This window comes from Frankia canadensis (assembly GCF_900197875.1).
GTDB classification, from domain to species: domain Bacteria; phylum Actinomycetota; class Actinomycetes; order Frankiales; family Frankiaceae; genus Frankia; species Frankia canadensis.
In genome coordinates, this window is sequence record NZ_FZMO01000187.1 from 1 (window position 1) to 7,644 (window position 7,644).

The window sequence follows — 7,644 nt, forward strand, 5'->3', positions numbered from 1 at the left end:
GGGGCACGGTAGGCGGGCGGCGGGTGGCGAGCGGACGTGTCCACACGAGGACGGCTCGAGAGATCACAACTCGACACGCGGCCTGGGCGGAACCGGTGCGGCTTCCTGGGCGGGGCCCATGCCGGGGCGGGTGCGGGTGCGGGTCCGTGGACGCGGCTCGTCCGGTCTCGGGTCGCTGGCGAATCAGTGTTCAGGATTTGGGCTGGCGCCTCTCTCAGTGTCCGGGTAATTTGCAGTCATGCCCCGAAAAGAAGTACCTGATCTGCTAGTCCGGGTCGTGGCGGGAGGCGATGGATGGCCGATGTCGAGGTGGAGCGGCGACCCGACGGTGTCACGGTGATCACCATGAACCGGCCGGAGCGGCTCAACGCGATCGATCTGGGCCTCGTGACGGGGCTGCGGGACGCGCTGGACGGCGTCCGCCGCGACCCGGCCGCGCGGGTCGTGATCCTGACCGGGGCGGGCGGCGCGTTCTGCGCGGGGGCCGACCTGAAGTCGGACTCCTTCACCGCCGACTCCTTCGAGCCGGGACGGGGGGAGCTGGGACGGCTGTACGAGTCCCAGGAGGTCGTCACCGGCGTCGCGATCGCCCTCAACGAGCTGCGCCAGCCGGTGATCGCCGCCATCGACGGCGTCGCCGTCGGCGGGGGCTTCGGGTACGCCCTGGCCTGCGACCTGCGGGTGGCCAGCGATCGGGCCCGGTTCGGGGCGGTGTTCACGAACATCGGCCTGTCCAACCTCGACGTCGCGGTCTCCTACTTCCTGCCCCGGGTCGTCGGCGCCGGGCGGGCCCTGGAACTGATGCTGACGGCGAGGGTCATCGACGCCCCGACCGCCCGGGAGATGGGCGTGGTCAACGACGTCGTGCCCCCGGGGCGCCTGCTCGACCGGGCGCTGGAGCTGGCCGCCGAGATCACGGCGCGGTCGGCGTTCGGCGTGTGGATGACCAAGTCGGGCTTCTGGGCGAACGTGGACGCGCCGTCGTTGCGCCACGCCGTCGACCGCGAGTACCGCACCCAGGCCCTCGGCTCGCTGCACGGCGACATGCACGAGGCGATCGAGGCCTTCCGCGCCGGCCGCGCGCCCGCATGGAAGCCGCTGTGATCGGCCGGACGGCGGTCGTCACCGGGGCCGCCCGGGGCGGAGGACGGGGCGTCGCGCAGGCGCTGGCCGGCCACGTCGAGAACCTCGTGCTCGTCGGGCGCAGCACGGCCGCGACGCCGAACCCCCGGGTCGGCGGCACCCTGGAGCAGGTCGCCGACGAGCTGCGTGACCGCGGCAGCACCGTGCTCGTCCAGCCCGCCGACCTCTCCCGCGCAGCCGACCGCCAGGCCCTCGTCGACCTGGTCACTGGCTCGCTCGGCGGCTGCGACCTGCTCGTCAACAACGCCGCCTTCAACCCGCTCGGGGCGTTCCTCGACCGTTCGACCACCTCCTTCGAGGCCGCGCTCGCGGTGAACGTGACGGCGCCGGCGGCGCTGTGCCACGCCTTCCTACCGGGCATGCTGCGCGCCGGCTTCGGCCGCATCGTCAACATCGGCTCGGGCGCCGCGACGACGAACTACGACGGCATCGCGCAGGTTGCCTACTCCACCGCCAAGGCCGCGATGGAACGGCTCAGCACCGCGCTTGCGGGCGAGTTCGCCGGTCGGGGTGTCGCGGTCAGCTGCGTGCGGGTCGACGAGGCGCTGCGCTCCGAGTTCCTCGCGGAGCTCTTCCCCGGCGCCGGCGCCGGCGACACGGCCGGCGGCTGCACCCCGGACGAGTTCGGGGTGGCCGTGCGGTGGCTGCTCGCCCAGGGGGACGAGGTGTCCGGGCGAGTCCTGACATTCCAGCACCTGCGCGACGCCGGGGCCTTCACCGCGCCCGCGCCCGCACGGACGAAGGGCCGGGTGGACGAACGATGACGGACGCCGTGCGGTCGGAGGCAGGGCTGGGCGCCGGGCCCAACGCGGGGCTGGGCGCCGAGCCGAACGTGGGGCTGGGGGCCGGGGCGGGCGTCGGGCCGCGGAGTGAGGCCGACGCCGAGCTGCGTGCCCTGCGCGAGGTGGTGGAGTCGTTCCTGGAGCGGACCTCGCCGCCGGGGCGTGTCCGCGAGCTCATGGGCACCGACCCGGGCTACGACCCGGACGCGTGGCGCCGGATGGCGACCGAGATCGGTCTGCAGGGACTCGCGGTACCGGTCGAGTACGGCGGCGAGGGCGCCGGCTGGCGGGAGCTCGCGGTCGTCTTCGAGACATTCGGCGCGGCGCTGGTCTGCGCGCCGTTCTTCGGCACGGTCGCTCTCGGGGTGAGCGCCCTGGGGGCCGCGGCCGACGAGCGGGCGGCCCGGCGCTACCTCCCGCGCGTCGCCGCCGGGGAACTGGTCATGACGGTCGCGCTCGGCGAGCCCCAGCCCGCGGGCGAGGTCGGGCTTGCCGGTGGGGTCGGGCTTGCCGGTGAGGTCGGGGTCGGCCGGGGGATGACCGTCGCGGCCGAGCGTGGTCCGGGCGGATGGACGCTGCGCGGCGAGTGCGCGCGGGTCGTCGACGGGCAGGCGGCGGATGTCGTGCTGGTGCCGGCGAGCACACCGGACGGCCCGGGGCTGTTCGCGGTCGAGACCGCGCCATCGGCGATGGGCGGCGGCGGCGTCGAGCGGCACCCGCTGCCGACCCTGGACCAGACCCGTGGCCAGGCACGGCTCGTCCTGCGCGATGCGCCCGCCCAGCTCGTCGGCCAGGTCGGCGCCGCTGGGAAGATCCTCGCCCGCACGGCCGGGTTCGCCGCGGTCGCGCTCGTCGCCGAGCAGGTCGGCGGGGCGGCGCGCTGCGTGCGCGAGGCCGCCGGGTACGCCGGTGTCCGCCGGCAGTTCGGCCGGCTGATCGGCTCGTTCCAGGCGGTCAAGCACGCCTGCGCGACCATGGCGGTCGACGTCGAGTCGGCGCGCTCGCTGGCCCGCGAGGTCACCTGGCTCGCCGCCACCGACGATCCGCGGCTGCCCACCGCCGCCGCGCTGGCGCTCGCCCACTGCTCGGACGTCTATGTCCGCACGGCGGCCGCGAACATCCAGGTACATGGCGGCATCGGCTTCACCTGGGAGCACCCGGCGCACCTCTACCTCAAGCGGGCGAAGAGCTCGGCCCACCTGTTCGGCTCGCCGTCGGCCCAGCGTGCCCTCGCCGCCGACGGCCTGGCGGCGCTGGCCCGCGCCGACGGCGCCAGCGGACTGAGCCACGCCCTGCTGGCCGACCCCGCGGCCACGGCGGATGCGGTGAGCGCGCCGCCGGCGTCGGCGGGCGTGGCGTCGGCGGGCGTGGCGTCGGCGATGGAGGTGGCGTCGGCAGCGGAGGTGATCCGAGCGGACGAGGCGGTTCCGGCGGAGCTCGCCGCGGACCTGCGTGCGCGGGTCGCGCGGCTGCTGGCGAGCGCACCCGACCCCGCGGTCGACGACGGCATCCCGTTCCGGAGCGCCCAGTTCGACGCGGGGCTCGCCTGGGTGGGGTTCCCCGTCGGCCTCGGCGGCCTCGGGCTGCCCGCCGCCGGGCAGGGCGTCATCGACGACGCGCTCGCGGCCGCCGCAGTGCGCTCCGCCCACCTGCGCAACCCGATCGGCTACGGCAACGCGGCGCCCGTCCTCGCCGCCCACGGAACGGACGAGCAGCGCCGGACGTACCTGCGGCGCTGCTTCACGACCGAGGACATCTGGTGCCAGATGATGAGCGAGCCCGGCGCCGGCTCCGACGTCGCCGGGCTGGCCACCCGGGCCCGCTTCGACGGCAAACGGTGGATCGTCAGCGGCCAGAAGGTGTGGACGTCGTTCGCGCACGTCGCACGCTTCGGCCTGCTGGTCGCCCGGACCGACCCGGACGTGCCCAAGCACCAGGGCATCAGCTGTTTCATCGTGGACATGCGCGCACCCGGCATCGAGGTCCGGCCGCTGCGGATGCTGACCGGCAAGGCCGACTTCAACGAGGTCTTCCTGAACGACGTCGAGGTGGACGACGACAACCGCATCGGCGAGGTGAACCGGGGCTGGGCGGTGGTCCGCTCGAACCTGGAGGGCGAGCGGCTCGCCTTCGGCCGGGTCGGCGACGAGCCCGAACCCTGGGCTGACCTGCTCGAGCAGTGGGGTGCACGGGTTTCGGCGCAGGCGCCGCCGGCGGGCCGCGCCGCCGCGCGCGACGCTGTCCTCGACGACCAGGTGATGCGGGCCGCGGCCCGAGGCTGGGCCGCCCGGCTCACCGCCGACCGGGCCCAGGACGGCGAGCCGCTCCATCCGGCCGTGGTCAAGATCCTGTCGTCGGAGTCGGCGCAGGAGGCGACCGAGGCCGCGCTCGACCTGCGCGGCGGGGACGCGACGCTCTACGCGCCCGACGGGTACGCCTTCGAACGGCCGACCCATGCCGGCATCATGCGGGGCGACGCGGGTGAGCGGTATCTGCGTACCCGAGCGCTGACCATCGAGGGCGGCACGTCCATGGTGATGCGCAACGCGGTCGGCGAGCAGGTGCTGGGACTGCCCCGGGAGCACCGGGTCGACGTCGGCATTCCCTGGCGTGACATCCCGCGATAGCCGAGGCTGCGCTCACCACCGCCCCATCGCCCGCTGTCCACCGCCGCCCCGGGAACGGAGTCCTCCGATGAGCGAGTTCACCGACCTGACGATCGACCGCCACGCCGAGCTCACCCCGGACAAGCCGGCGCTCATCATGGCGCGCAGCGGGCTCACCGTGAGCTTCGCCGAGCTGGTCGAGCGCTCCCGCCGAGTCGCCCGGCTGTTCCACGCGCTCGGCTTACGACCCGGTGACGTCGTCGCCGTGCTGATGGAGAACGGCCCGCGGTGGTTCGACGTGTGCTGGGCGGCGCAGCGCTCCGGCCTGCACTACTGCGCCGTCAACTGGCATCTGGCGCTGGACGAGGCCCGTTACGTGCTGCGGGACTCAGGGGCGAAGGTGCTGGTCACGAGCCCGTCGACGGTGGCTCAGGCCGCGGAGTGCTCGCGCGGCATCCCGGACCTCGCCCGCTTCGTCGTCCACGGCCCCGACGACCCGGCGGACGGCGAGCCGCCCACCCTGCCCGACGGCTTCACCTGGCTGGACGACGCGCTCGCCGACCAGCCGGCGCGCCCGCTCGCGGCGGAGATCGAGGGCGCTCCGATGATCTACTCGTCGGGCACGACCGGACGTCCCAAGGGCGTGCGGGTCGATCTGCCGCCCGCGCCCTACGGATCGGGCACCCTCGCCGACCGCATGATCGGCAGTCTGTGGCCCTTCCACGACAACACCGTCTATCTCTCGCCGGCCCCGCTGTACCACGCGGCGCCGCTGTACTGGTCGATGATGGCGCAGCGCCGCGGCGGCACCGCCGTCGTCCTGGAACGCTTCGACGCCGAACTGGTGCTCTCCTCGATCGAGCGGTACCGGGTGACGCTCGCCCAGTTCGTGCCGACGATGTTCATCCGGATGCTGAAGCTGCCCGCCGAGACCCGCGCCCGCTACGACCTGTCAAGCCTGGTCATGGCGGTACACGCGGCGGCGCCCTGCCCGGTGTGGGCGAAGCGGGCGATGCTCGACTGGTGGGGGCCGGTCATCCACGAGTACCTCGGTGCCAGCGAGGGCGGCTACGTGCAGATCGGTCCCCAGGAGTGGCTCGCCCACCCGGGCTCGGTCGGGCGGCCCTCGGACGCCATGCGCGCGCACATCCTCGGCGAGGACGACGAGGAGCTGCCCGTCGGCGAGGTCGGCACGATCTACTTCGAGAACTCCGCGCAGACCGCGTACCACAACGATCCGGAGAAGACGCGCAACGCGTTCAGCCGGCAGGGCTGGCGGACCCTCGGCGACATGGGCTATCTCGACGCCGACGGCTACCTGTACCTCACCGACCGCAAGGCCAACGTCATCAACTCCGGCGGGGTGAAGATCTGGCCGCTCGCGGTGGAGAACGTGCTCTCGGCGCACCCCGCCGTCGCCGATGTGGCGGTGATCGGCGTGCCGAACGACGAGTTCGGCGAGGAGGTCAAGGCCGTCGTGCAGCTCGCCGACCCGGCGGCGGCCAGTCCGGCGCTCGCCGAGGAGCTGATCACCTTCTGTCGCGGCGAACTCGCCCACTACCAGTGCCCCCGGACCGTCGACTTCGTCGACGAGCTGCCGCGGCTGCCCTCGGGGAAGCTGCTCAAGCGGGTGGTGAAGGAGACCTACTGGCAGGGCCGCGCCTCCCGGGTGCTCTGACCGAGGAACGGTTCAGAGCACCCGGGAGGCGGACGGGCGGCCGCACCGCGCGGGGTCAGCCGGCAGCGGGGGCGGTGTCGCGGATCGCGGGCATGGCGAGGGCGACGCGGGTGGCGAGCAGGACGCTGGACGACTCGTCCACCACCGCGGCGGCCTGCGCGGCGAGCGCGGACTTCGTCCGGTCGTCGGCGAAGAAGGAGGTCATCGCGTCGAGGGTGTCGAACCACAGCTCCTCGACACCGTCGTAGTCGTAGCCGGCTGGGCGGTCGAGGATCACGTGGTTGTGCGCGAGCCGGCGGACGCGGCCGTCCGAGGCGGCGAGCAGCGCCCGCGCGCCCTCGCCGCTCCAGCGGGTGACGAACTCGGCGCCGCCGAGCCCGGGCCTCGCCTTCACGAACCGCACCGCGAGGTGACGCACCCGCGGGCCGTCGGCGAGCACGGTCTCAACCGCGTAGACGGTGAAGTCCCGCACCAGCCCGGAGAAGACGCGCAGTTCGTCCGGAACCAGATGGGTGCGGGCGTCGGGGTGGTCCCAGGTCTGCACGGCGTCGAGCAGGCCGCGGACCGGCAGCAGGTTGACGCCGTCGTAGGCGACGCTGGCACCGGGCAGCAGCTCGGGATCCGGTAACACCTCGCACTGGGTCACGCCGGTGAACGCCGGGAGGAAGTCGGGGAAGCGCGCGCTGAGCTTCGCGTGCGCCCGCCAGTTGGCCACGAACTCCTCATGGGTGGTCGTCGGGTTACGCCTGGCCAGATAGATCATTTTCACGGTCATCGCTTCGAACCTCCTCGACCATTCAGCCATGCGGCAGGTCGGTGGCGCAGCCGGTCAGCCGCGGAGCAGGCGCAGGGCGGCGGCGGTCATCGCCGGGACCGCCCGCGCGGCGGACTCCACCTCGGGGTCCGGGCCGGCGCGGCGGCGGTGCTTGACGATCGCGGCGACCGTCGCCGCCTGCTTGAAGCGGGACAGGGCGGCGAACCAGTCGAGGCCCGGCAGCGCCGTGCCGGACGCCCGCTCGTAGGCGGCGCGCAGCTCGGCGGTGTCCGGCCAGCCCGCCGCGGCGCGCACCGCCAGCGGCATCCCGGCGTCGGCCGCCCACATCAGGAACCAGGCGACGTCGATCCGCGGATCGCCGAGCGACCAGATCTCCCAGTCGACGATGCCGGTCACCTCCGAACCCTCGGCGAGGAGGTTCCCGAGCCGGTAGTCGCCGTGCAGGATCACCGGCGGCAGCGGCGGTGGGGCCGACGCGCGCAGCAGGGCGGCGCACTCGGCCGCGCCGTCCCGCAGGTCGTCGGGGACGGTGGCGATCAGCCGTTCCCACCTCGCCACCTCGCCCGCCGGTGTGGTGACCTCGTCGGACGCGCCGGCGCCCGCAGGTGAGGCGCCCGCAGGTGAGGCGTCGGCGGGCGAGGCGCCGTGGGGGGCCGCGGG

Annotated in this window: 6 protein-coding genes; 4 read left to right on the forward strand and 2 right to left on the reverse strand. The window is 74.1% G+C overall.

Annotated features, from left to right (window positions below):
* The first annotated feature begins 294 nt into the window (after window positions 1-294).
* From C1A33_RS16020 to C1A33_RS16035, 4 genes are all read left to right on the forward strand, one after another.
* Entirely contained in the window at window positions 295-1,104 is an 810-nt protein-coding gene (locus C1A33_RS16020) for an enoyl-CoA hydratase/isomerase family protein (RefSeq protein WP_101832296.1), read from the forward strand.
* Window positions 1,101-1,907 (forward strand): SDR family NAD(P)-dependent oxidoreductase, encoded by an 807-nt coding sequence (locus tag C1A33_RS16025; RefSeq protein ID WP_165818420.1) that lies wholly within the window; start codon window positions 1,101-1,103, stop codon window positions 1,905-1,907. The genes C1A33_RS16020 and C1A33_RS16025 overlap by 4 nt, the downstream gene beginning before the upstream one ends.
* Before the next feature lie 8 nt (window positions 1,908-1,915).
* The gene (locus C1A33_RS16030) at window positions 1,916-4,552 is read left to right on the forward strand and encodes an acyl-CoA dehydrogenase family protein (protein ID WP_243407608.1); all 2,637 of its coding nucleotides are present in this window, start codon (window positions 1,916-1,918) and stop codon (window positions 4,550-4,552) included.
* Between the two features lie 67 nt (window positions 4,553-4,619).
* Window positions 4,620-6,209: an acyl-CoA synthetase gene (locus tag C1A33_RS16035; RefSeq protein WP_101832299.1), complete on the forward strand. Its 1,590-nt coding sequence runs from the start codon at window positions 4,620-4,622 to the stop codon at window positions 6,207-6,209.
* 55 nt (window positions 6,210-6,264) lie between these two features.
* On the opposite strand, the gene C1A33_RS16040 is transcribed toward C1A33_RS16035, so the two are convergent.
* Window positions 6,265-6,984, reverse strand: coding sequence for an EthD domain-containing protein (locus C1A33_RS16040; protein WP_165818421.1), 720 nt, complete (start codon window positions 6,982-6,984; stop codon window positions 6,265-6,267).
* A 54-nt stretch (window positions 6,985-7,038) separates the two neighbouring features.
* A partial coding sequence (locus C1A33_RS16045) for a phosphotransferase (protein ID WP_165818422.1) occupies window positions 7,039-7,644 on the reverse strand: 606 nt, incomplete at its 5' end.

Bases quoted from the DNA above. Each gene is read 5' to 3' on its own strand.
- C1A33_RS16020 (WP_101832296.1), top strand. From the start codon at position 295: ATGGCCGATGTCGAGGTGGAGCGGCGACCCGACGGTGTCACGGTGATC.
- C1A33_RS16035 (WP_101832299.1), top strand. From the start codon at position 4,620: ATGAGCGAGTTCACCGACCTGACGATCGACCGCCACGCCGAGCTCACC.
- C1A33_RS16040 (WP_165818421.1), bottom strand. From the start codon at position 6,984: ATGACCGTGAAAATGATCTATCTGGCCAGGCGTAACCCGACGACCACC.